The 22,953-nt window shown below is 57.9% G+C and carries 19 protein-coding genes; 7 read left to right on the top strand and 12 right to left on the bottom strand.

Annotation, left to right across the window (positions count from 1 at the left end):
* Positions 1–16 precede the first annotated feature (16 nt).
* Entirely contained in the window at positions 17–790 is a 774-nt protein-coding gene (locus ASG35_RS17585) for an SDR family oxidoreductase (RefSeq protein ID WP_056359985.1), read from the bottom strand.
* A gap of 106 nt (positions 791–896) precedes the next feature.
* On the opposite strand from ASG35_RS17585, the gene ASG35_RS17590 reads away from it, so the two are divergent.
* Complete coding sequence (locus tag ASG35_RS17590) at positions 897–1,328, top strand: winged helix-turn-helix transcriptional regulator (protein WP_200945744.1); 432 nt, start codon at positions 897–899, stop codon at positions 1,326–1,328.
* A gap of 84 nt (positions 1,329–1,412) precedes the next feature.
* Here ASG35_RS17590 and ASG35_RS17595 read toward each other — a convergent pair whose 3' ends face one another.
* Positions 1,413–3,092 carry an ABC-F family ATP-binding cassette domain-containing protein gene (locus tag ASG35_RS17595; protein ID WP_056359989.1) on the bottom strand — a complete coding sequence of 560 codons (1,680 nt, stop codon included), beginning with the start codon at positions 3,090–3,092 and terminating at the stop codon, positions 1,413–1,415.
* A gap of 744 nt (positions 3,093–3,836) precedes the next feature.
* Between ASG35_RS17595 and ASG35_RS31950 the strand changes: the two genes are divergently transcribed.
* Complete coding sequence (locus ASG35_RS31950) at positions 3,837–3,977, top strand: hypothetical protein (RefSeq protein ID WP_200945745.1); 141 nt, start codon at positions 3,837–3,839, stop codon at positions 3,975–3,977.
* A 94-nt stretch (positions 3,978–4,071) separates the two neighbouring features.
* Here the strand turns inward: ASG35_RS31950 and ASG35_RS30820 are convergent, their stop codons facing one another.
* The 7 genes from ASG35_RS30820 to ASG35_RS17635 all read right to left on the bottom strand — a co-directional run bounded on the left by ASG35_RS30820 (position 4,072) and on the right by ASG35_RS17635 (position 15,850).
* Entirely contained in the window at positions 4,072–4,542 is a 471-nt protein-coding gene (locus ASG35_RS30820) for a ribonuclease (protein WP_082508436.1), read from the bottom strand.
* Positions 4,543–4,976: 434 nt separating this feature from the next.
* Positions 4,977–6,131, bottom strand: a complete 1,155-nt coding sequence (locus ASG35_RS17605; RefSeq protein WP_056359995.1) for a CC0125/CC1285 family lipoprotein — start codon at positions 6,129–6,131, stop codon at positions 4,977–4,979.
* A gap of 306 nt (positions 6,132–6,437) precedes the next feature.
* On the bottom strand, positions 6,438–7,787 hold the full coding sequence (locus ASG35_RS17610) for a reverse transcriptase family protein (RefSeq protein WP_056359998.1): 1,350 nt from the start codon (positions 7,785–7,787) through the stop codon (positions 6,438–6,440).
* Between the two features lie 1,371 nt (positions 7,788–9,158).
* On the bottom strand, positions 9,159–11,363 hold the full coding sequence (locus ASG35_RS17620; RefSeq protein ID WP_056360004.1) for an OsmC domain/YcaO domain-containing protein: 2,205 nt from the start codon (positions 11,361–11,363) through the stop codon (positions 9,159–9,161).
* A 290-nt stretch (positions 11,364–11,653) separates the two neighbouring features.
* Entirely contained in the window at positions 11,654–13,204 is a 1,551-nt protein-coding gene (locus ASG35_RS17625) for an efflux transporter outer membrane subunit (protein WP_056360006.1), read from the bottom strand.
* Positions 13,194–14,723, bottom strand: a complete 1,530-nt coding sequence (locus tag ASG35_RS17630) for a DHA2 family efflux MFS transporter permease subunit (RefSeq protein ID WP_056360010.1) — start codon at positions 14,721–14,723, stop codon at positions 13,194–13,196. The genes ASG35_RS17625 and ASG35_RS17630 overlap by 11 nt, the downstream gene beginning before the upstream one ends.
* A gap of 2 nt (positions 14,724–14,725) precedes the next feature.
* Entirely contained in the window at positions 14,726–15,850 is a 1,125-nt protein-coding gene (locus tag ASG35_RS17635; protein WP_162244418.1) for an HlyD family secretion protein, read from the bottom strand.
* Between the two features lie 145 nt (positions 15,851–15,995).
* Here ASG35_RS17635 and ASG35_RS17640 point away from each other — a divergent pair, with 145 nt between their 5' ends.
* The 3 genes from ASG35_RS17640 (at position 15,996) to ASG35_RS17650 (ending at position 18,065) form a co-directional block, all read left to right on the top strand.
* Positions 15,996–16,673, top strand: a complete 678-nt coding sequence (locus ASG35_RS17640) for a TetR/AcrR family transcriptional regulator (RefSeq protein WP_156393222.1) — start codon at positions 15,996–15,998, stop codon at positions 16,671–16,673.
* 108 nt (positions 16,674–16,781) lie between these two features.
* On the top strand, positions 16,782–17,711 hold the full coding sequence (locus tag ASG35_RS17645) for a DnaJ C-terminal domain-containing protein (protein ID WP_056360019.1): 930 nt from the start codon (positions 16,782–16,784) through the stop codon (positions 17,709–17,711).
* Positions 17,712–17,717: 6 nt separating this feature from the next.
* A complete protein-coding gene (locus ASG35_RS17650) occupies positions 17,718–18,065 on the top strand; it encodes a chaperone modulator CbpM (RefSeq protein WP_056360022.1) in 348 nt (115 codons plus the stop codon).
* Here ASG35_RS17650 and ASG35_RS17655 read toward each other — a convergent pair.
* Positions 18,062–18,280 (bottom strand): hypothetical protein, encoded by a 219-nt coding sequence (locus tag ASG35_RS17655; RefSeq protein ID WP_056360025.1) that lies wholly within the window; start codon positions 18,278–18,280, stop codon positions 18,062–18,064. The two genes, ASG35_RS17650 and ASG35_RS17655, sit on opposite strands and share 4 nt — an antisense overlap.
* Positions 18,281–18,450: 170 nt before the next feature.
* A complete protein-coding gene (locus ASG35_RS17660; protein ID WP_056360028.1) occupies positions 18,451–18,897 on the bottom strand; it encodes a winged helix-turn-helix transcriptional regulator in 447 nt (148 codons plus the stop codon).
* A 139-nt stretch (positions 18,898–19,036) separates the two neighbouring features.
* Between ASG35_RS17660 and ASG35_RS17665 the strand changes: the two genes are divergently transcribed.
* The gene (locus tag ASG35_RS17665) at positions 19,037–20,263 is read left to right on the top strand and encodes an MFS transporter (protein ID WP_056360031.1); all 1,227 of its coding nucleotides are present in this window, start codon (positions 19,037–19,039) and stop codon (positions 20,261–20,263) included.
* A gap of 817 nt (positions 20,264–21,080) precedes the next feature.
* On the opposite strand, the gene ASG35_RS17670 is transcribed toward ASG35_RS17665, so the two are convergent.
* Positions 21,081–21,488: a hypothetical protein gene (locus tag ASG35_RS17670; RefSeq protein WP_156393223.1), complete on the bottom strand. Its 408-nt coding sequence runs from the start codon at positions 21,486–21,488 to the stop codon at positions 21,081–21,083.
* 440 nt (positions 21,489–21,928) lie between these two features.
* Here ASG35_RS17670 and ASG35_RS17680 point away from each other — a divergent pair, with 440 nt between their 5' ends.
* Positions 21,929–22,942: a hypothetical protein gene (locus tag ASG35_RS17680; protein ID WP_056360041.1), complete on the top strand. Its 1,014-nt coding sequence runs from the start codon at positions 21,929–21,931 to the stop codon at positions 22,940–22,942.
* Positions 22,943–22,953: the final 11 nt, after the last annotated feature.

Genomic DNA, 22,953 nt, shown 5'->3' on the forward strand with positions numbered 1-22,953 from the left:
AACATATCGGCCAGCTTTAAACACCAGTCGGTTTTGGACGGCCGAGTTTCACCATTTGACGGAACATGAAATGCGGCGCCACGCGGCTCGCGATTTTTAGCACGTTGCTCACGCCTGGTCGAATCTCGGATTTCCCCGCTTCAATACCCGCGATCGCGCGCTTCGCCAGCACGCTGACATTCATGCCTTTTTCGCCTTTCATTTCCTCGGCAAACTCGCCCCGGAACAGCGGCGTTTCGGTGCCGGGAGGAGCCAGTTCCACCACTGACACGGAAGTGTCGGCAAGTTGAGCCCGCAAGCATTGTGTATAGGCATGAAGCGCGGACTTGGACGCGCTGTAGATTGGCGCGGCGGGGAAAGGTATGAACGCCAGACCGGAAGACACGTTCACAATCAGGCTGTTCGTCTGCTTCAAAAGCAAAGGAAGAAAAGCCTGGACCATCCATATAGGCCCCTTCAAGTTTCCATCGATTTCCGCAGTCAGATCAGTCAATGGGTGATGACGATCAAGCACGATATTGCGCATCGCCCCTGCGTTGTTCACCAATGTGTCCAACGTGGGGAACTGGTCGTATATTGTTTTGTACAACGACTGAATATTTGCCGGATCGCTGACGTCGCTTTGAATAGCATGAAGTCCGGGAATGGCTTGCTGTGCGGCCTCGATCCTGTCCGGATTTCGCCCCGTCACAATTACCGTATTCCCGCGAGCGATCAACTGCTGCGCCAGCTCCAGCCCAATGCCGCTTGTGCCGCCTGTAATCAATATAGTTCTTCCGGTCATTTTCATCAAATCACTCCCTGTTCGTTAAGCACGGGAATATTTTGACCGGCATACTCTCCGAAAGGAAGAAGGCACCTGAAAGTTACATACTTACCAAATGGAGAGTGTAAAAATGGAGCGAGTACCCGAATTCACGAAGGAGCAGATCGCCGCTGCGCAATACTATGCAACGCTGACGCCGCCTATCGATCTCGATCCTCGAATTGCTTCGCTAGTGAGAGAACTGATTGGACGCGTTGCAGACAAATGGACAATGCTGATCCTCGACGTACTCGCAGAAAAGTCGCCCTTGCGTTTTAGCCGGCTAAGCGAACTGGTCGATGGCATCAGTCAGAAGATGCTCACCCAGACCTTGCGCGCGATGGAGCGCGACGGTCTGGTTATACGCACGGTGTATCCGGTCGTGCCGCCGAAGGTTGAATACAAACTCACCACCCTTGGGATCACGTTGGGTGCCGCGTTCTGCGGCGTCTGGGTCTGGGCGGCCAATAACCTCGAGACTGTCGAGAAGGCGCGCCAGGAGTTCGACCAGCGCCCCGGATAATGCCCGCTTGATTGGACAGACCGGGGCTCAATGGCAAGTCGTGCCCTATGAGACGAACACTTTCAGGTGAAGCACGACGCTGACTCAGGCGGTGACCTTCTGCCCTCCGGCAGCCTCATCGCGGATGCGGCGGGCTTCGTCGCGCAGGAACTGCTGGTAGTCGTCCAGATCGCCGTCGAAGGGCTCCACGCCACCCTTGGTGACGAGCCAGAACTCGTCGCATACCGCGCGCAGAAGGGACCGGTCGTGACTGACGAGCAACACCGTGCCTTCGAATTCGTTGAGCGCCATGCCGAGCGCTTCGCGCGTTGCCAGGTCGAGATGGTTCGTAGGTTCATCGAGCAACAGCAGGTTGGGCCGCTGCCATACGATCATGCACAACACGAGCCGCGCTTTTTCGCCGCCGCTCATCGTTCCGACGGCCTGGTGGACCATGTCGCCGCTGAAACTAAAGGTACCGAGAAAAGTGCGAAGCGATTGTTCGGTGCCGCTCTGGCCGGGAGCACGCATGTTCGCCGGCGTGTCCTTGGCAAGGCGGATCATGTGTTCCATCGGCGTGTCGAGCGGACGCAGCACATCGAGTTCCTGCTGCGCGAAGTAACCGATATTCAGGCCCTTGCCTTCGCTGATCTCGCCGGCAATGGGCGCCAGTTCGTGCGCCACTGTCTTCACCAGAGTGGACTTGCCCTGCCCGTTCGCACCGAGAATGCCGATGCGCTGCCCGGCGAGCACGGACCGGTTGATGCCCCGCACGATGACCGTCGGCGGCGTGCCGTCCGGCGCGTCGGCCGGCGCGGGGTAGCCGAAGCTTGCGTCGAGCATCGACAATAACGGGTTCGGGACGTTGAGCGGCTCCTTGAATTCGAAGGTGAACTCCGCGTCGGCGAGCACCGGCGCGATCTTCTCCATGCGTTCGAGCGCCTTGACCCGGCTCTGCGCCTGCTTCGCTTTAGAGGCCGTCGCCTTGAAACGGTCGATGAACTTCTGCAAGTGCGCGATCTTGTCCGCCTGCTTGGCCATCGATGCTTGCTGCAACACGAGTTGCTCAGCGCGCATCTCTTCGAACTTGCTGTAGTTGCCGCCGTAACGCACGAGTTTCGCGTTATCGACGTGCACCGTCACCTGCGTCACCGCGTCGAGGAATTCGCGATCGTGGCTGATCACGACCATGGTGCCTTGATATCGCTTGAGCCACGCTTCAAGCCAGACCAGTGCGTCGAGGTCGAGGTGATTGGTCGGTTCGTCGAGCAACAGCAAGTCCGATGGGCACATGAGCGCGCGCGCCAGTTGCAGCCGCATGCGCCAGCCGCCGGAGAAACTGTTGACCGGCTGGTTGAGCTGCGCGGCACTGAAGCCAAGGCCCAGGATCAGCGCTTGGGCGCGCGCGGGGGCATCGTGTGCGCCGGCGTCGTGGAGGGCCATGTAGGCGTGCGCCATTCGCATGCCATCGTCGCTGGCCTCGGCGGCGGCAACTTCGGCCTGCGCTGCCAGCATGACGGTGTCACCGTCGATCACGAAGTCCGTCGCACTCTGCCCCGTCTCCGGCATATCCTGCGCGACCTGGCCCATTTTCCATGCAGCGGGAATCGAGAACTCGCCGCCGTCCTCGTGCAGCGTGCCGTTGAGAAGGCCGAAGAAGGACGACTTGCCGGCGCCATTACGGCCCACAAGGCCGATCTTTTCGCCGGGAGTGAAGGTGACGGACGCGCTGTCGAGCACGACATTCACGCCGCGACGCAGCGTGACATTACGGACGGAAATCATAGGAAGCTACTTCGAAGAGGACACGCATGATAGCCGACTGAGCGCGCGGGGCTGTCGCTTTTCCGGCTGCGCGGGTGAAGAGATGCTTGCGATTTGTGTTGCCTGAGCGCGGGAAAACGAGGCGGGCGTTGGCGCGCAAGGTGTTAAGGCGCACGGGCCAAGGACAGACGGTAATTGACGGTTCTTTGCCAACAGCTGTCGCCAGTCGTGTCAAAAGCATCGAAAAATCAGGGCCAGCTCGCCATCGCGTTTATGTAGACCTAAGGCGAATTGTTCGTTAGCGGACGGATGCACTTAAGGAACCCAAGCACAATTTGTCTAACGTAAAGCAACCGGTAGATGTCCACGGCAGTCGGGACAAGTGCCGCACGGTCGATGATGAAATTCGTTAAGGGAATCGAGTGAAACAATTACCGGTTGCGCCGCATACGGCGAGACTTGAGATTTCGATAAGTCCAAAACGTCAAAGGTTTTCCTGTTCCGGCGATCAGTTCGACATCATCGTGGCCTACGCCGAAAGCCACGGCTTGCTCTGTGCGCCTTTTCATTTGGTGGTATCGGAATACATGCGCTCCAGGCTTCATTGATGTAGCCGCGTAGTTGCAACTCGGCCTTGCTCAGCGAGCAATGTCTTTGGGGATGTCTTTAGAATTGGCCGCGAATGCCGTTATCACAGTTGTTCTCATCAAGTGAACAACAAAGCATTGCTTAGTCGGTCTCTTAACTCTTCATCGGTGTTGCCACATGAAAACCTTCATCCTCGCGCTTGCCGCTGCAACCGTAACCTTCGCGACTATCGTTCCGGCGATCGCCGCGCCGTACCACCATCATCGTGAATGCCATAAGGTGCGCGTCCATCACCATTGGGAACACCGTTGCCGTTAAGACGCTGTCGTCCGTTATCGGAAGAAGCTATCTGGTAGCGGACTTTCTTTACATTTGATGCGCCGCGAAGTTCTGCCAAGCGGCTTCGGTTACTTTACTGAGCGATGCGTTTGAAACTGACGTAGTAATCGTCGGTGTAATAGCAGTCACTAGTTTGCCGGCGTAGTCCTCCGCATACAATCCGACGTTTCCCGCGATCCGCAGCGCCGGGCGTACGGACTGTGTATGCGTGGTAATAGCCGCGTGGATGCTGCGGAAGCAAAGCATCGGTATTGCGGAACAGGACGCCATCCTCGGAAAAGGGATATGGGCCGCCCGCTTTGATTAGACGTAAGGTTTCGGAAGCTTCCCCGGGCAACTGGGATTGAGGGACGACGGCGAGGACGCTTGGGCCCTGCGCGTGAGATGCAGCAAGTGTCTCGCTTGCGGTTTGCGCGGGCTGGACTGCTGTCTGGCTGGCTGGTGCGGCTGGATCCTGTGTGGTGGTTCGAGAATCGTCTTTACCGCACCCTATAAGAATCGCGCTCAGAGCGAGCGTGCAAGACAAAGCCCAAGCTCGCTTCATGATGCGGTTATCTCCCGGTTGCGCAGCCTTCGATCACGAGCGATCAGGTTAGCGCTTATGGCAGAGCGAATCAACGTTTCGTGGGTATGGGGTTGGTTGTTGGTGACCCGCGGATGTGATCGGAAAGATTCCGGCTTTCGCATTTAGAGAGGCCCACGCGCTTTCAAGCGTCAACAGGCTTTCCGTAATCCGGTGCGAGTTTCCAGCGTCTTAATCTCACTACCCTGCACTTCGCAGCGTTTGGACTTCTCATGGCCCGAACGTCATTGTCACCGTCGATCATGTTTCACGCGCCAGCACATACCGTGTTTAACGCCGTAAAAATTGGAAGAAACTCTCTCGTTGCCGTATTCCAAAGGAACGTAGCAAAGACTTGAGCTCACGTTAGCTGTGTTGATTCGAGTTGATGTTCATGCTCCGTCCTTCGTGCCGTCTCATTCAACTTTCATTTCCACAACCCGGGTAAATCGTCCCTTGGCCGTCACTACCGCGTAACGAAGGCTGTCGATACCATGAAATCCAGCGTTCGGCGTATAAAAGATTTGCGTGCCATAAACCACGCCGCCAGAGCAAGTACTGGGCAGATTCACTCCTTGCGCAACGAACTGCCCCACCCTGACTTCTAGCAACCCGTGTCGCGATGCATCAAGCACAGTAACAGCAGGTGCAGCACCCGCCGGCTTGCACTGCATGTCCCAATCGGCGTGCGCAGCAATCATGGTTTCGACTTCGCTTGATACGTCGCGGCGTACGGTAGGCAATTCGGTTTGGCCAGCGGCGGGCGTGTTCTTCGCTATTGTCGTGGTGAACGGGGATTGAACAGCTGGGCCAACGCGAGTGTCCTGGGTTTCCGAGGCGTCAAATCCGCTTGTCGTGCGCTGATCCTCATTGAAATCACTCTGACTACGCTCCGCCGGCGGCGTCACCAACTGCGCGGTTGCGACTGAGGGCAATCGGCTAGTCGGAAACAGTTCGGCATAAGGGCGCTTCGCCATATGAGCGCCAAACACCCAGGCTTTTGGCATGCCGCCTTCAATGGCACCGGCGCTTTTTACGTAAGGCTCAAGAATACTCAGCACTTCCCTTGCGTCCCATCCCACGATCGAGTTGGAGATGACAGCATCGCCATTGAACATGCGGATGGTTGCATCCTCTTTCCAATGTGTTACTGGCGGCCCCGCGGCGGCAACTATTCTAGTGGTCGAATGTCCTTTCATCTTAAGCATCATCGAATGATCAAAGCCGTTGCCGCGTACGGCCATTACGGCTTGGGAACTGCCCATCGCAATTTTGGGGAGTACCACAAAGTAGCGATAGCCGGCCTGATCGGTCACTTCCGCACATCTGTAAAGGAAATACCGCTCGACCTTTTCGCGGGAGGTCAGTCCATTGCCGGAAAATTCGACGTGCACTGTTTGTTTATCGATTACACGATCACTGAAACCGCCGGTGAACCCCTTCTGCTGATATGGCGTCTGACACCCCGCAAGGCTCACCAAGACAATAAGGATGGACAGCTTGCGCCAGGAAAACTTATTGCGCGATGGAGTGACGCCGGACCATAAGCCGATCAATTTCCCTGAACTCATCCTGAACCTCGAGTAAATTTCTCGACTCTTTAACGGCAAATTACATGAGGTCTTTAAAACAAACTTTCGCGAGCGGCATCGATTAACCCGCTCGGGCTTTTGACGTTATTCGTAGGCAGCTGCGGCGTTATTTAGCCGGCCTTTAGCGCCTACGTTAGGTGATTGTTCGTGGCTGCTCACTGGCTGACAGCGTCAGGCATTGCATTGTTGCTTCGATGGCCTGCTCAATGGACACGCTTGTCGTGTCCACGACAAGAAGCTTTGATTTCCCGATACCCGACTTCAGACATCAACCCCGACAACCGCTCAACCTGCCGAATTGCCCTGACTCCAGTTGATGCGGTCGAAAATTGCCCGCAGCTTCGCACCGCGCGACGAATTGAGCATCATCGCGTGCGCGACCTGCCCTGCGAGCGACGCGCGAAAGTCTGCGCGTCCGGCGCGGTTTTGTGAAGCCGGTCCATGTTGCACGCAGTTTGTGAGTATTGCCTTCAGCATGTCGAAACGATCTCGCGCGAGATTCGGATGCCGGTTGACGACCACGCCCGCGAGCCGTTGCTGAACGCCGCGCCCCATCACACGTGTTTTGCCGAAATGAAGATTGAAGCCTTCCTCGCGAGCGATAGCTGCGACCCGGGCAGAAAAACGATCGGCGCCGCGCTTGAGACTTGCCTCTCCGGAAAACGCAAGATCATCTGCATAACGCGTATAAACCGCGTCGACCGAATGAGCAAGCGCCGCAAGGCGTGTATCGAGCCGGAACGCGCATAGGTTTGCAAGCGCGGGAGATGTCGATGCACCTTGTGGCAAATGACGTGCGCGCAAACGCTGTTGCGCGTCCCAGTCGAATTTTCCCTTTAACTCACCCAAGGTGAACAAGCGGCTTGGTACGCGGTTGGTCGCAAGCGCGGTCAACGCGCTTGCGACTGCTATGGGATAACCAAGCGTGCGAAACATCCCGTGAACGCGCGCTTGCGTTACCGATGCGAAAAAATCGGTGAGATCGAAGCGAATCACAAGCGCCTTGTCCGCATGGGGCCCGGCGAACGACACAATGTTTCGCCCGCGGCGAAACCCGTGCACAGCGTCGTGCGGAGGTACGCGATCCAGCAACTCGCGCAGAATCTTGTGCTGCGCAAAGCGTATGAGGGCTTTGGGGCGTTCGATCAAACGATATCGCCCGTCGCGTTTCTCCCGTGCGTGATATGAATAATGATGCAGCGGTGACACCGCCTCGCCCGGTTCCACACGCCAACGTGTTGCGAGCCACGACATATCGCTGCCGTCGAGTTCGAGCCAGTCCGCGAGATCACGCAGTGTCGGCAAATGAGGCAGATCGACATGCGCAAGCCGGCGGGGTGGAAGCCGCTGAACAGGAGGGCGTCGAATGATCCGGATAGCCTCGGGCCGTATATGGGTTCCGAATGCGGCGACGAACGTCGGGGTGTCTTCCACCACCCGAATCAATTCATCAATGGGCGTGTCGTTCCATCGCGGAGTGAAAAGATCTGCCGCCTTCCGGGCGACATCGTCCATCCAGGGGCTGTGTTCGCCGAAGATCAACATCAGGCGTGCGACGATGCTTGCCACCTCGGGTGGTCCCGCGAGCATCGCTTCGCAAGTAATGACAAGCGTGTCGTGAAAATTAAGTCGCATGATGAAGGCGGAGCGATGAATCAACGTGCCAGTCTGGCTAGAGCCAAGTTGCGCGCATGCGCAAGGCCGCTCTTGCGATGTATTGCGACTTACGAGTCATCGGCGGGGTAACCCCACCGTCGGGATGCACTGATTCTCCCGTTATGTGCTTGACTCATCGTCCCGCGCAAGGAAGATAAGCGCCGCGCGTCGAGTGTGTCAAGGCCGCCTTGCGGAGATCGTTGCGACTTGTGCATTGTGGAAAACGTCGGAAGCATGAGACTTGACCGATCCTGCCAGTTGGAAGGCCGCTCTCTTCCAGGCGGACCTCGGTCTTTGAGAATCGAAAGAAACCGGCCCAAAACGGGCTATCGTCACCACGCTGACGCGTTCCCTCAACGGACGGAAGGCCACACTCTCCGGCGCAAGCGAGCGCAACGACGCCGGCACCAGCGCTATACCCGGTCCGCAAGCAACGAACGCAACCTGTGAGGCGACCGAGCGCACCCGAAGACTGCTTCCTGAGCCGCCAGATCACATAGTTTCCTGACGAGCGCACCAAATATTTTTTGGAAAGTATTATCGAAAGAACCTGGCATGCACGTTACTTTTCCGCCGCGCTTTTTGCGGCCGGCCTCCGGCATAAAGTACAGGCCGCCGCAGTGAGAAGCATCTTCACGTCGATGGTCGAGCTGTCCGATAACGGCGATTTGATGCGGCGCTTCGTTTCGCTGAGTTGCCTCCGGATGTTCATGTATGGGGAGCAAAACGAAGGGCTTTCCTACTTGCCGAAATTTCGGAAGAACGGCGTGAGTATGGCGAAGGCCCGCGTTCTAGACGACCGGCCTGCCACGACTCATTGGACACACGCGCGCGAATTGCAAACGACGTATCCAAAAATCGAAGTAGAAGAGGACCGGCTATTTATTGTCCACTCTGCTTGCGCCATTCGATAAACTTTCGCACGCTCTCATTGACGAGCCCAGGCGATCCGCAATGCTCGAGTGCGGCGACGCGAGTTTCAGCGAAATCTAAGATTTGTACTTGCATGGTCAGTTGCCTAGAAAGATAAAGGACGATAAAAGTCGCGCTCCATATCTGCCAATTCGGCCGCCGTCGAAATGAACTCGGGCCATTCCAAACGCGCGGCTGAAGGCTTCGTGACTATCGGATTCCGCATCGAACGCTGCATCGAGCACCGAACAAAACTCGCGTGAAACCAGACAATGTGCGGCTCTGCGCAAGTGCGTCAGTTGCATGAGACGCGCGAGCGGCATCAACGTGATTTGGCATGTCTGGATTTGGAGCAAGCGACTTGCGTAATGGTCGCCCAAAGGTGCACGTCGCGCCTAGCCGCTCTTGCTCAATCGATGTCCGCCACAACTCAATAACCTAGTGCGCTACAGCCGCGGCATTAGCTCGCGCCTTATGCAATTTCCTGTAACTGTCGATCAAGCGATGGTGCCTGTCGAGACCCTCCAACCTCATACTCGTCGGTGTCAAACCATGGAACCGCACACTGCCGTCTACCGATCCCATGACTGCGTCCATTCGGGCATTGCCGAACATCCGGCGGAAGTTGAACACGTAGTCGTCCAGTTCCAGATCGTCGTCCAGCAGCACCTCCAGCACCACATTCAACGCCTGGTAAAACAATCCGCGTTCGACCGTGTTGTCGTTGTATTGCAGAAAGGCGCCCACGAGCTCTTGCGCCTCGTCGAATTGCTTTAAGGCGAGATGGATCAGCAGTTTCAACTCGAGAACAGTAAGTTGTCCCCACTCCGTATTTTCATCGAATTCGATGCCAATCAAAGTGGCGATATCGGAATGCTCATCCAGTTCATTGTTATCCAGGCGCTCGAGCAATCCTGCCAAGGCGGCATTATCCAGACGATGCAAGTTCAAGACATCGGCACGGAACAACAGCGCCTTGTTTGTGTTATCCCAGACCAGATCCTCTACCGGATAAATCTCGGAATACCCCGGCACCAGAATCCGGCAAGCCACGGCGCCCAGTTGGTCATACACGGCCATGTAAGCCTCTTTGCCGATATCTTCCAGAATGCCGAACAAGGTCGCGGCTTCATCCGCATTGGAGTTTTCACCGTGACCTGAAAAATCCCATTCGACAAAATCGAAATCCGCTTTGGCGCTGAAAAAACGCCACGACACAATGCCGCTGGAATCAATGAAGTGCTCGACGAAATTATTCGGCTCGGTCACGGCTTCACTGGCAAAAGTGGGCCGGGGCAATTCGTTCAAGCCTTCGAAACTGCGACCTTGCAGCAATTCCGTCAGGCTGCGTTCCAGTGCCACTTCCAGACTCGGATGCGCGCCGAACGATGCAAACACGCCGCCTGTCCGCGGGTTCATCAACGTGACGCACATTACCGGGTACACGCCGCCCAGCGACGCGTCCTTCACCAGCACTGGAAAGCCCTGCTCTTCCAATCCTTGAATGCCAGCCTGAATGCCGGGATATTTCGCCAGCACTTCCTGCGGAACATCGGGCAATGCGATTTCACCTTCAAGAATTTCGCGCTTTACCGCCCGTTCGAATATCTCCGATAGACATTGCACCTGCGCCTCGGCGAGCGTATTCCCCGCGCTCATGCCATTGCTGACGTACAGGTTTTCGATCAGGTTGGAGGGGAAATACACCACTTCGCCATCCGACTGCCGCACATACGGCAGCGAACAAATACCGCGCTGCGTATTGCCGGAGTTGGTATCGATCAGATGCGAGCTACGCAACTCGTTGTCGGGGTTGTAGATTTGCAGACAGTAGTCATCGAGAATCTCAGCCGGTAACGCACCTTTGCGACCAGGCTTGAACCAGCGCTCATCTGGATAATGCACAAACGCCGCGTTGGCAATCTCTTCACCCCAAAAAGCGCCGGCGTAGAAATGATTGCAGTTCGTCCGCTCTATATATTCGCCCAATGCCGAAGCCAAGGCGCTTTCCTTGGTCGCTCCCTTTCCATTGGTAAAGCACATTGGCGAATGCGCGTCGCGTATATGCAGCGACCACACATTGGGAACGAGATTGCGCCACGAAGCGATTTCAATCTTGATGCCCAGAGCCGCCAAAGTGCCCGACATATTGGCGATGGTCTGCTCCAACGGCAGATCTTTGCCGGCAATATAGGTGCTGGCGCTAGAAGCCGGTTTCAACGTCAGCAACGACTGGGCATCGGCATCCAGATTCTCCACTTCTTCAATCACGAACTCGGGCCCGGCCTGGACCACTTTTTTCACAGTGCAACGGTCGATGGAGCGCAAAATACCCTGGCGGTCTTTAGCAGAGATATCCGCTGGCAACTCGACCTGGATCTTGAAGATCTGCTGATAGCGATTTTCCGGATCGACAATATTGTTCTGCGACAGGCGAATATTTTCGGTAGAAATATTGCGGGTCACGCAGTACAACTTTACGAAATAAGCTGCGCACAAGGCCGATGAGGCCAGAAAATAGTCGAAAGGACCTGGCGCCGATCCGTCGCCCTTATAGCGAATAGGCTGGTCGGCTATTACCGTGAAGTCATCGAATTTGGCTTCCAGACGCAGCTTGTCGAGAAAGTTGACTTTGATTTCCATGGGGGAATCCTAAAAATAGCGCTCGAGATGTCGTAGCCGCCATTATCCGCTGCCAAGCGCAGTTGCACCTAACGTAACGTTCGCGAGCAGCGAAGATACGATGACGATAATCGCCAAGCTGGTATCCCTGGTAAGCCGCCGGACCCCTGCGGGCGGAAGGCCATGTCTTCGCTGTCACGCCCGAGCATCGGGATTGCGGAAGTGGTGCATGCTGCGCTTGCAATGGCGCCGACGCTCTGTTCCGCGGAAATTCTAGGTCATCCGGATATGCATTCGGAGCCGATCGGCCTTCATTCCTGCCCTGCAGTAGCCATCACGCCTTGGCTCGCATACTCTGCGTCCGCAACATCCCAGCCGCCGCCCAGCGCCTTGTACAGCGAGACGAGATTCGTCGATACCGTCGCCGTGCTGTCGACCCATTGCTGCTCGCTCGTCAACAACGCCTTCTGCGCCGTCAGCACATCGAGATAAGTCGACAGCCCGCGCACATAGCGCTTGTTCGCTATATCCAAAGCGCGCTTGGACGCCTGCACACTCGCATCGAGCCGATCACGCCGGCGCTGCTCGGAAGCGAAACCCGTAAGCGCGTCATCGACTTCCTGGAACGCCGACAACACCGTCTTGCGATACGTGATCGCCGCTTCCTGCTGCTGCGCCTCTCTCAACGCAAGCGTCGCGCGCAGACGTCCGCCCTCGAAAATGGGAATCGAAAGGCTCGGCCCCGCGCTATAGCTGCGCGCGCCCCAGCTACCGAGATTCGTGAATTGCGTAGCCTGAATCGCGACACTCCCCGAGAGCGTGATCTTCGGGAAAAAATCCGCTTTCGCCGCGCCGATACTCGCCGTTGCCGCATGCAGCTGCGCTTCGGCCTCGCGGATGTCCGGCCTGCGTCGCGCCAGTTCCGACGAAAGCCCGATCGGCACGCGCGGCGGCGACATTGGAACCGCTGAAGCCGGCTTCAACTCCGCCGCAAGCGCTTGCGGATACTCGCCGAGCAACACGCCAATGGCGTTGATCAGTTTCGCTTCCTGCTGTTCTTCCTGCGGGATATCGGCGGCGTTCGATTCGGCCTGCGCCTGTGCATTGGCGACATCGAGGTCCGTTGTAAGTCCATGCTTCGCGCGCTCGTTCGTGAGTTGCACCGTGCGCTGCGCGAATTCCAGATTCTCGCGCGTGATGCGCAGTTTCTCCTGCGTTCCGCGCAGATTCAGATAGTCGCGCGCGACTTCCGCTGCCGTCGAAACGATTGCGTCATGCCGCGCTTCGTTCTGGGCATCGACGGTAGCGCTTGCGTTTTCCGCCGTGCGCCTTACGCGGCCCCAGAGATCGAGTTCCCACGATGCATCGAAGCCATATTGGAACAGGTTGAACGGCGGCAGCGCGCTGCCCGTGGATTGCGTGGGCACGCCGCCCTGCCGTCCGCCGAGCCCGTTCGTATCGGTGGCGGATGGCGACCCGCTGCCTCCCAGCAAACCAATGACGCCATCCGCGCTCTGCAACTCGCGGGTGTACGAAGCGTTGCCGTTGAGCGTAGGAAATTCATCCGCTTTCGCTTGCCCGAGTTGCGCGCGCGACTCGGCAACGCGCGTCGCGGCGACCTTGATATCCAGGTTACTGTCGATAGCGCGCTTGACCAGTTGCGTCAAAAGCGGATCGCCGAAACTGTTCCACCACAACGGATCGATCGGCTCGGGCACCGCGACCGAACGAACGGCGTCGGCGGTGGACGCGGCATCGGGCCATTGCGCCGGCGTCTGCAAGGCGGGATGCTCGAAATTGGGTCCCATCGTGCAGGCGGACAGGAAGGCTACAAACGGAATCCATCGATAATCAATGCGCATTGACCTGTGCCCCCTTCGGCAGCTTCGGCAACAACAAACAAATGGGACACAGCACGAGCGAGATGACGCCCAGCATGATGAACACGTCGAGGTAACTCATGACGGACGCCTGCTGCTCGACTCTTCCGGCTATCGACCCGAGCGAATTGACAAAGCCGTTATACGGCGTGATGTGCTCGGCGAGCCGTGCATGATGAAACTGGTCCCGCCACGCAAGCTGCGTTGTCACGAGCGACACGCCAAAGCTGCCGCCCAGGTTGCGCATCATGTTGATGAGTGCCGACGCGTTGTTGTTTTCTTCCGGCGGAATGCCGATGAACTGCACGGTCGAAAGCGGGATGAACAGAAACGGCAGCCAGATGACCTGATAAAGCCGCGACAGCGATACATCCCAGAACCCGATGTTCAGATCGAGCCCGGCGGTATGCAGCAACGCAACGCCGGTGCCCGCGAGCGACATCATGACGAGCCATTTGGGCTGGAACACGCGGCCCGTCACCACGCCGGCTATCGGCATGAAAAACAGCGTGACGAGGCCGCCGAGCCCGAGCGTGAGACCCGCGTTGGTTGCGTCGTAGCCCAGCAGTTCCTGCGTGAATTGCGGCAGGATCTGCGTCGTACTGTTGATGATGAAACCGAACGCGAACATCACGCTGCAACTGATGGCGAACGCACGCGACTTGAAAAGCCGCAGGTTCACGATCGGCTGCGCAACGGTCAGCTCGCGAATAACGAGCGCGATCAGCGCAACGCAGGCCACCGCGGCAAACCAGCAAATAAAGGTCGACGAAAACCCGTCCTCGCGCTCGAACTTGTCGAGCACGATCTGCAGGCAGCCGAAACCGACCGCGACCAGGAAGAACCCGAGATAGTCGATGCGCAGCCCTTTATCGAGCAGCGCGCGCCGTTCCTGCTGCACGAGCTTGCTGTCGCTCACGAACATCCACGTCAAGACGAGCGACACGATGCCCACGGGCAAGTTGATCAGGAATACCCAGTGCCACGAATAGCTTTCGGTGATCCAGCCGCCCAGCATCGGTCCGATAGCAGGCGCCGTGACGACCGTGAAGCCGTACAGCGCAAACGCCATCGCGCGTTTTTCGGGCGTGAAGGTATCGGCGAAAATGCTTTGCTCCACGGGCGCCAAGCCGCCGCCGCCGAGACCTTGAAGGACGCGAAAGACGATCATCATGGGCAAGGAAGTCGCGAATCCGCACGCCACCGAACTGACCGTGAACAGCAGCACGCAGATCATGTAGAAACGCTTGCGGCCGATCACGTTCGCGAGCCAGCCGCTGATCGGCAACACGATCGCGTTGCTCACGAGATAACTGGTCGTGATGTACGTGCTCTGGTCCAGACTCGCGCCCAGACCGCCGGCAATATGGCGGAGCGCCACGTTCGCAATGGTGGTGTCGAGCACTTCCATGAAGGTCGCAATCGACACGATGACCGCGATCAGCCACGGGTTGTACGCCCCCGCCGCCGACCTCGGCAACGCAACATGAGTCGTGGCCATGATTACCGCACCGTCACGCGCGGGCTGACCGAGAGGCCGGGCGCGAGCGGCAGGTGGCGCCAGTCGTCGCCATCGAAAACGATCTTCACGGGCAAGCGTTGCACGACCTTCACATAGTTGCCCGTCGCGTTTTCTGCAGGCAGGCTGCTGAACACGGATCCGGTTCCGCGCTGCAGGCTTTGCACGTGCGCGTGGAGGACTTGGTCCGGATAGGCGTCCACGGTGACATCGACTGCTTGTCCCACGTTCATGTGGACGAGCTGCGTTTCCTTGAAGTTGGCGGTGACCCACATCTCGTCGGGCACGACGGCGACCAGCGCCTGGCCGGGCGTGACGTAATTGCCGAGGTTCACCGTGCGCCGCGTCACCTTCCCGGCTTGTGGCGCGAGCACTTCCGTATAACTGAGTTGCAGCCTGGCGTTATCGACATCGGCATGGTTCTGCCGCACGGACGCCAGCGCGGCATCGATCTTCGTTTTCTGCGATGCAACCTGCGCTTCGCCCGCCTGGACCGCCTGTTTGGCGCTATCGAGCCTCGCGAAAGCGCTCTTGGTCGTCGCCTGGCTTTGTTCCAGTTGCTGACGCGTAATGGCGGCAGGATCGGTTCCTGTGTATCGGGCGAGATCCTGTTTTGCCTGCGTGAGGTCGGCTTCCGCAACCCGCACTTGCGCCGTCTGCTGCGCAAGACTCGCCGTCTGGTAAAGCAGGTCGGCGCGCGCCTGCGCAACCTGCGCGATCGCGTTCGCTTCCTGCGCTTCGGCCTGTTCGAGCTTCACTTCATAATCGCGCCGGTCGATCCGAAGCAGGGGCTGGTCCTTCTCGACGTGCTGGTTATCCGACACCAGCAGTTCGATCACCCGCCCGCTTACCTGCGACGCAATCTGGCTCTGATTGCTATCGATAAAAGCGTCGTCCGTGCTTTCGTAATGCCGGCTATGCAGCCAGTACGCAACGCCTGCGGCCACGCAAACCAGCAGCACCACGCCGCCAATAACCACGTTCATGCGCTTGCGCGCCGGGCTCATCGGCTTGGCTGTTTCCTGGTCCTGCCCCTTTTCTCCAGCTTGATCTCCATCGGGCTTTTCTGCGCCGGAGGGCGTGCTGTTTTCGCTTTCACTTCCGGCCATTGCACTCTCCAAAATAATATTGAGATGCATTCTACAATAGAACGGAACGGTATCGTTCTATTAAAAAATGCTGCGATAATCGGGTCAGGTAATTCGCGAAGGAACCGCTGTGAGCCGCATCCCGAAAACTGCTGATGGAGAGACTTTGTCCTGCCCGATCAGGTCGATCTTCTCGCGCAAGAAAGGCCGTCCGTCGAACGCAATGGCGGGCGACGTCGAAGAGCGGATCCTCGATGCCGCCACGGCCATGTTCCTTCAGCACGGTTTCGGCGGGGCTTCGCTCGAACGCATCGCGGAGGCCGCCGGCGCGGGCAAGGCAACGCTTTACAGCCGGTACAGCGGCAAGGAAGCGCTGTTTTCAGAAGTGGTCAAACGAAACTGCGAACGCAGCCTGCGCCTGGTGTTCGACGCGCCGCAATCGGCGGAACTCGGTCAACGACTAGTGTTGGTGACGCAGACCCTTGTCACGCGATTGTTGAGCGACGAGGTGATCGGGCTGATCAGGATGGTGGTCGCGGACGCGCCGCGGTTTCCATCGCTTGCAAAGCTGACGAGCGACGCCGGCAGGTCGCGTGCAAGAGACGCCGTGGCAACGATGATCGCCGAACATTCCGGGCGCGACCTCGACGCGCGCGCACAAGCCACGAGCAAGCGCCACGCACACGCGCTCGCAACCCAGCTCCTCGATGCAATCGTTTCGCCCATGCTCATGCGCGCCCTGATGGGCGAAGCGCTGGATGTCGTGCGTGGCGACATTCGCACGCACGTGAAGCAAACGGTCGCTCTCTTCATGGCCGCCGGCGCACTGAAGCCTTTTCTGTAAGCGTTCGACGGCATGGGAACATGCTTGTATATTTGCGGAACAGCTTGGGCCAAGGGCCGCAGGTCACCTTCGGCGTGGGTCTAACGATTAGACGAAACAGGCTAAACCATGAAATACAAGGATTATTACGCCGTGATGGGTGTTCCGCGAACGGCGACCGAGGCGGAGATCAAGACCGCTCATCGCAAGCTCGCACGCAAGTTTCACCCTGACCTGAACAAGGACGCAAACGCGGAGTCGCGTTTCAAGGAGGTGGGCGAGGCCTACCAGGTGTTGAGAGATCCCGAGAAACGCGCCGCCTTCGATGCCCTCGGCACGGGCCTGAAAGACGGCGACGAGATTCGCCCGCGCCCGGATGTCAGCGACGGCTTCGAATATCACGGAGCGGGAGGCGCCCAGGACACGGACGATTTTTTCAGCGATCTCTTCGGCGCGCGTCAACGCCACGCGCCGCACTCCCAGTCGTTCGACTGGCGCGGCGAAGATCACCACGCGCGGGTATCGGTCAGTCTGGAAGACACGTACAACGGCGCACAGCGGACGTTCACGCTGCAAATGCCATCGGTCGATGACCACGGCCGCGTCACGTATCAAACGCGCACGCTCGATGTATCCATACCGAAAGGCATTCTCGATGGCCAGCGCCTGCGACTCGCCGGCCAGGGCGGCGCCGGCAGCGGGAACGCGCCGGCGGGCGACCTGTACCTGGAAGTCACGCTCGAGGAGCACGAGCGGTATCGCGTGGATGGTCGCGACGTGACGCTTGATCTTCCCGTGGCGCCGTGGGAAGCCGCATTGGGCGCCGAAGTGGTCGTGCCAACGCCCTCCGGTCAGGTGACCATGACGGTCCCGGCCGGTTCCGCGGCCGGCCGCCGTTTGAGGCTTCGGGGACGAGGCATTCCTGGCAACCCGGCTGGCGATCTTTACGTCGTGCTCGGAATCGTTCTGCCCCGGGCGGACACCGAAGCCAAAAAAGCGGCCTACAACGCTTTGCGCGAGGCGTTCGAATTCGACCCGCGCGCGAATTTTTATGGGTGACCCATCATGAAAGAAAGCGATCCGGTCTATCTGCAGGGCGATATTGTCGAAGAACACGTCGAGTTCACGCTGATCGAACTGTGCCGCGTCACGGGCGCGTCCGAAGAGCAATTCACGCTATGGGTGAATGAAGGCGCGTTCGAGCCTCGCGGTGCACGCATCGAAGAATGGCGATTCAGCGGCGGCGCGCTGCGCCGCGCCGTCACCGCGCAACGCTTGACGCGCGATCTGGAACTGAATGCGCAAGGCGTAGCGCTCGCGCTGGATCTGCTCGATCAGATCGACACGTTGCGCGCCCGCCTTGCGCGTCAGGACGGTCGGGGCGATACGCTCGAAACGTCCTGCAAGCCCTAATGCGGAAGAACGCCGTATTGGCTCAACACTTCGGTCAGCCGGTCGAACGCCGGCTCGATCTCCTCTTCCGGCACGCCGCCATAGCCGATCAGCAAACCGGAAACGTCGTTCCGCAGCCGCAAGAAATATCCTGACAGCGGCCGCACGACGACATTCATATCGAGCGCCGCTTTTGCGACTTGCCGGTCATCCACGCCATCGGGCAGACGCAGCATGAGATGCAAATTCGCGTAGCCGCCTTCAATTCCGCGCGGTGTTGGTGTGATGTGCGACTTCTACGCCGATCGCGCCGAAAATGCCGTCGCGCGTGCGCCTAGCGACTTCGAAAAGAAAGGCCGCGTTCTTCCCGACCGGCGAACGCCATCAAGATTGGAAACAGCCGGCGTCAATCCACTTTCTTTACAAAAGTCCCTTCGGCCACAAGCGCCTTCCCATCCGCGTTTTTTATCGCGAGCTTCGGCAGGGGCTTTCCACTAGCCCGGTCGATCAGCACCGAATGCTTCTCTCCGCGTCCGAATAAATTCCCCTCGCCCCACTGCCGCAACGTGACGATCACGGGGAACAACGCCTTGCCCTTGGGCGTCAGCACATATTCCCAGTAAGCCGATCCGTCGGATGCCGGAACGCAATCCAGCAGACCCGACTCTACAAGCTGCTTGAGACGGTCGGTCAGGATATTTCGCGCGATGAGAAGGCTCTCCTGGAACTCTCCAAACCGGCGTATGCCATCGAACGCGTCGCGAATGATTAGCAGCGACCACCGGTCGCCGACAACATCGAGTGCCCGCGCCACCGGACACGATGAATCCGCGACGCCTTTACCTCGAGCCATGACACTACCTCCATCGTTGCTTTCGAGAAAACGATCCTCTTTGCGCCATCGATCAAACTAGTTGCATTTTAAAACAAGTTTCCTTTACACTCAACCCAGTTTCATAACGCAACTGGTTTAGATTAAGAAGGAATCGCCGATGAATGCCGCAAGCTCGCAACGCTTACCTCTTCGTGTGCCGACTCCATTGGTACTGCTGCTCGCAATATGTTGCGCAGCGAGCGTTGCGAACGTCTATTACGCACAACCGCTGCTGGATGCCATTGCGTCGGACTTCAATATCAGCCACGCGGCGGTCGGCGGCGTAGTCACCGCAACGCAAGTTGGCTGCGCACTCGCGTTGTTGCTGGTCGTGCCGCTCGGCGACCTAGTGAACCGCAAGCGCCTGATCTGCGTGCAACTCGTTTTTCTTGTCGTCGCGCTGATCGTCGTCGGGATTTCGGCGTCGCCGGTTGTATTGTTGATCGGCATGGTTTGCGTGGGTATGGCAGGCACTGCAATGACGCAAGGGTTGATCGCCTATTCCGCGACCCTCGCGCACGATTCGGAACGCGGCAGGGTTGTCGGTGCGACTCAAAGCGGCGTGGTGGTCGGGCTGCTGATGGCGCGATCCCTCGCGGGCGTCGTGACGGATATCGCGGGTTGGCGCTGGGTGTATTTCATGTCGAGTCTGTTTGCAGCCATCATGCTGGTGGTGCTGGCGCGAGCGTTGCCATTGCCGCATGTTCAGCCGGTCGCGCTTACGTACCGGAAACTATTGCGCTCCATGTTCAGCCTGCTTGCCCGGGAACGCGTGCTTCAGGTCCGCGGAATAATTGGATTGCTGATGTTCGCGGCGTTCAGCATCTTCTGGAGCGCTTTGGTTCTGCCGCTGAGCGCATTGCCATTTTCGATGTCGCATACGCAGATAGGAAGTTTTGGTCTCGTCGGCGCAATCGGTGCGCTGGCAGCGGCGCGTGCGGGTCATCTTGCGGACCGTGGGCTCGGGGAATGGACCACGGGTATCGCGCTGATATGCATGCTTGCGTGCTGGATTCCGATTGGCTTGATGCCGCACAGCATAGCGTTTCTGATCGCCGGAATCATCCTGCTCGACATGGGTGGACAAGCCATACACGTTATCAACCAGAGCATGATTTTCAGCACCCGGTCCGAAGCGCACGGACGGCTGGTCGGCTGCTACATGCTTTTCTATTCGGCGGGCAGCGGACTTGGCGCCGTTTTATCGACATGGATTTATACGAAGGCCGGATGGAATGGCGTATGTGCGTTGGGCTTTACGGTTAGCGCCGTAGCGCTGGTGTTCTGGGCACTTACGCTGCGGACGAACCCAGCACGCACGCAGCCATTGCGTGCGATGGAATAAAAACAAACGTAGGCTTTTGTCACTGCAAGCACGCTCATTCCCGTCGAGTTAAACCTTGAGTACCGGTCAGTTATCGACCTGGACGCGCAAAAACTTTCGACTTTCATTGCCCGGCAAGTCTTCCAGCGATTCGCGTTACAAGGGACAAAAGGGGAAATAAACGCGATGGCCGTACGCTCATCTTCACTTAGATGCATTTCCCGAACTTGACGAGCATGAAGGCATGACGATTGTCTTTCGCCCCGGAATCGAAGCTCGTCGCGTCGGAGGTTCGCCACCAACTCTCGAGTCAATTCCTCCGCCGGACGGTGATACGCCACGAACCATCGTGTCTGTCCGGATGTTGACGGGAAGCTGCTTATCGAGCCGAAAATTCTGCTCGGTCATAACAAAGTCGCCGACGCGCGGTCTTCGGAAATCAGGATGGACGGTCGGCAGCCTGCCGAAAGCTGAAATGCTTTCGTATTCCCATTTTTTTAGTCGCAGCGCTGATAATCGTAGCGATGGGCGAGCCAACATGTGGCGGTGCCATCCGCCAGGATGAAATCTCAGCGGCTTCCGTACATCCGGCCATCACGCAAAAGCAAGCGGTCGCTCGGCACGCGTGTACCGGCGTAATTTTGTCAGCGTTGCCCGTATGAAACTGTCAGTCTGGGCTTTCGAATTGAATCCCAGTACTAAGCATTTGCTAACGCTTGCAAGTATCCAACGGAAGATGCATAGGTAAATCCTTTATTCCCGCTGCAACTGGGGGGCGCGCACCGTAGGTACTATCTTCCACGCTTATTCCTGTTGGATTTCGCGCCCAGCGCATGGATCAGGCAAAGTCTCTTGCTCGCCTGGCCGACTTCTGCCGATGAAAATGGCCGATCTTGCGAACATCGTTGACAACATGAACGTGGAATTCAAACTCACCAGCAACGACTGTTTGCTGCCCTCGAAGGTCGAAATTGATCAGTTTCAACGGGACGTTGTACCAATATCGAGGGCCACCCAGTGAGCTGATTTTTCCAGCATCTTCACCGCGTTCCATAGCCTCAAAATCCCGTTTCAGCTGTAGTGCGGCGTCAGCGGAAAGCAATGTACTTCCTTGGGCGTCGGGATCGTTCTTCATGCGCATTTTGATTTGGCTCAGATCAGTTCCTCCCGCTATGTGCGCCCTGATAAAAGCTTCCGTGAACACTTGAAGGTAAGCATCCCATTGCGTCGGATTCAACTGTCTCATGGTATCCCCAATCATTAGAACTCTTATTGGAAACACCTCGGTCCTGGAAATATTCCGTCGCGGTCGACAAATATTGTCAGCGCGTAACCTTGCCTTGATTGTCAGCATCCAGTCGAGCAGGGGCCGGATGTTTCGAAGCAACGGCGCCCATAAATTGGCAATACAAACCGGCCTCGCCGAGGGGATACCCAATCGAATGGGCGAGATACACGAGAGCGGCAACGATGAACCCCGCCTGAGCTTCGACGTTCTCCCGGACGCGCTTTGCATCGTCAATCTTTCGGCTACTGACTATGAAACACTTGAGTTGAGCACGTGCATGCATCCGCATTCGGCGCGCCGGTGTGGCGGCGGGCGTGAAGGACCTTTGAGAAGAAGGAATAAAGATCGGGCGCAGGCTGTTGTCCCGCTCATGAACCCATATCATCCAAGGGAAAATAATGACACTGACCACACTGGTCCGACGTTCAATCTTGGCCTGCGCGCTGATCTTTGGCATCGCGGGCATCGCGCAGGCGGCGTCGGGCGATATCGAAAACGCGTATCGCCAGCTTGTTCAGACGCTTCAACAAAGCCGGAACAGTTCCACTGACACCACCACGCGCGAGCAGATCACCCAAACAGCGAAGAACTTCCAGGACGCGATGCAACGCGACGGCGGTGCACGACCGGAGCTTACGGCCGACGCGCATAACATCATTGCGTCGTTATCCGATGGAACGTTCAACGCCGCCGCAAGCGTCAATGCGCTTCGCCGCGATGCAAGAGGCAGCGTGATCGAGAGTGGCAAATGGATTCCGTCGATGCCCGGAAGCCCGATCGCGAATCCCATAGGCACGCATCTGAATCAACAAAGCGAAGGCGATTGCGTGGGCATTTCTGTAGTCAAAGCGTTTTCGAATACGCAGAGGGGCGCCGCGATCTTGCATCACGCAGTCACCCAAAATTCCGACGGCAGTTACAACGTAAGCCTGCCGGGAGATCCGTCGAGCGTTTATCGCTTGAATCCAGGCGAGCTCGATCAATTCGGCAGGGGCGACCCGGGCGCAGCGGCGGTGGTCGGAGCAATGTTCAAATACTTCCACAAGGATCCGAAGCAAGGCGCGTTGCCGACCAACAAGGTCATGGAACTGCTTGCTGGACACGCTGGAGAACACGATCGTCTCGCCGATTCACACAGCACGCCCGGCCAGATCACCGCTTACCTGCTGCAACATGCGGACGGCGTCGGCAGCCGTTACGCGATGGTCTTTGGCGGCAAACCCGCGCGCAATGGCGACTGGTCGCAAGGCGACGGTCACGCGTTCGCGATCGTTCGTATCGACATAGCAAACATGACGCTGACCTACACCAATCCGTGGAACGAAGCGACCACGCGGACCATCGCGATCAACGATCTCGCGCGGCAGGCGGCGGGAACGTCGGCGGATTTCGAGACGGTGACCTTTCACTGACCATCTGCTGC

The organism is Burkholderia sp. Leaf177 (assembly GCF_001424345.1).
GTDB lineage: Bacteria > Pseudomonadota > Gammaproteobacteria > Burkholderiales > Burkholderiaceae > Caballeronia.

Bases quoted from the DNA above. Each gene is read 5' to 3' on its own strand.
- ASG35_RS17655 (WP_056360025.1), bottom strand. From the start codon at position 18,280: ATGCTGCGTCTGCCCGATGGCGTGGATGACCGGCAAGTCGCAAAAGCG.
- ASG35_RS17660 (WP_056360028.1), bottom strand. From the start codon at position 18,897: ATGGCTCGAGGTAAAGGCGTCGCGGATTCATCGTGTCCGGTGGCGCGG.
- ASG35_RS17610 (WP_056359998.1), bottom strand. From the start codon at position 7,787: ATGCGACTTAATTTTCACGACACGCTTGTCATTACTTGCGAAGCGATG.
- ASG35_RS30820 (WP_082508436.1), bottom strand. From the start codon at position 4,542: ATGAAGCGAGCTTGGGCTTTGTCTTGCACGCTCGCTCTGAGCGCGATT.
- ASG35_RS17645 (WP_056360019.1), top strand. From the start codon at position 16,782: ATGAAATACAAGGATTATTACGCCGTGATGGGTGTTCCGCGAACGGCG.
- ASG35_RS17605 (WP_056359995.1), bottom strand. From the start codon at position 6,131: ATGAGTTCAGGGAAATTGATCGGCTTATGGTCCGGCGTCACTCCATCG.
- ASG35_RS17680 (WP_056360041.1), top strand. From the start codon at position 21,929: ATGACACTGACCACACTGGTCCGACGTTCAATCTTGGCCTGCGCGCTG.
- ASG35_RS31950 (WP_200945745.1), top strand. From the start codon at position 3,837: ATGAAAACCTTCATCCTCGCGCTTGCCGCTGCAACCGTAACCTTCGCG.
- ASG35_RS17650 (WP_056360022.1), top strand. From the start codon at position 17,718: ATGAAAGAAAGCGATCCGGTCTATCTGCAGGGCGATATTGTCGAAGAA.
- ASG35_RS17595 (WP_056359989.1), bottom strand. From the start codon at position 3,092: ATGATTTCCGTCCGTAATGTCACGCTGCGTCGCGGCGTGAATGTCGTG.
- ASG35_RS17630 (WP_056360010.1), bottom strand. From the start codon at position 14,723: ATGGCCACGACTCATGTTGCGTTGCCGAGGTCGGCGGCGGGGGCGTAC.
- ASG35_RS17665 (WP_056360031.1), top strand. From the start codon at position 19,037: ATGAATGCCGCAAGCTCGCAACGCTTACCTCTTCGTGTGCCGACTCCA.
- ASG35_RS17585 (WP_056359985.1), bottom strand. From the start codon at position 790: ATGAAAATGACCGGAAGAACTATATTGATTACAGGCGGCACAAGCGGC.
- ASG35_RS17590 (WP_200945744.1), top strand. From the start codon at position 897: ATGGAGCGAGTACCCGAATTCACGAAGGAGCAGATCGCCGCTGCGCAA.
- ASG35_RS17635 (WP_162244418.1), bottom strand. From the start codon at position 15,850: ATGGCCGGAAGTGAAAGCGAAAACAGCACGCCCTCCGGCGCAGAAAAG.
- ASG35_RS17670 (WP_156393223.1), bottom strand. From the start codon at position 21,488: ATGAGACAGTTGAATCCGACGCAATGGGATGCTTACCTTCAAGTGTTC.
- ASG35_RS17620 (WP_056360004.1), bottom strand. From the start codon at position 11,363: ATGGAAATCAAAGTCAACTTTCTCGACAAGCTGCGTCTGGAAGCCAAA.
- ASG35_RS17625 (WP_056360006.1), bottom strand. From the start codon at position 13,204: ATGCGCATTGATTATCGATGGATTCCGTTTGTAGCCTTCCTGTCCGCC.